Below are 462 nucleotides of genomic sequence, written 5' to 3'. Positions count from 1 at the left end.
GTGCTCGGGTGCGTCCCGTTCTAGCGCCCCGTAGTAGGTTTTCAGCTTGGTGTGGGTGGCCTTGCTTCCTTCGATGCCGCGTTCCAGTCCGACAGGGCGTCCCACAACTCGCGCAAAGTCGGTCTGCATCTCGTTCAGGGCCTTGGCACCACCGAGGAACCGGCGGCAATTCAGGCGGCCTGTATCGGGGTCTTTTGGCACCACGTAGGCCGACAGGTGCGGCGTTTTTTCGTCCCGGTGAATGATGGCAGCGATCACGTTGTCCTTGCCGTGCCGCTCCTGAATCCAGCGCAACGCCTCGTTCAAATAGGGGTCACGACACGAAAGTGTACTTTACGTACGCTTAGAGTGAACCCAACAAGAACGTTGAGGCTGTTCTGCTGAGAGTTCGATAGACAGTTGGCCGAGAAATAGAAAACAGTTCTGAAAGATCGCTGATGGAGTAATCGCCGGTATCATACA

The 462-nt window shown here is 56.3% G+C and carries 1 protein-coding gene and 1 pseudogene; both read right to left on the bottom strand.

Annotation, left to right across the window (positions count from 1 at the left end):
- On the bottom strand, window positions 1-306 hold a 306-nt coding region (locus tag KP705_RS17565; protein ID WP_215765210.1), incomplete at its 3' end, for a plasmid recombination protein.
- A 37-nt stretch (window positions 307-343) separates the two neighbouring features.
- A pseudogene (locus tag KP705_RS20385) lies at window positions 344-462 on the bottom strand (recombinase family protein); the annotation flags it as partial.

Source organism: Gluconobacter sp. P1D12_c, assembly GCF_018812105.1.
GTDB lineage: Bacteria > Pseudomonadota > Alphaproteobacteria > Acetobacterales > Acetobacteraceae > Gluconobacter > Gluconobacter oxydans_A.
The sequence above is the reverse complement of the archived record's forward strand: the minus strand, read 5'-3'. Positions and strand labels throughout refer to the sequence as shown.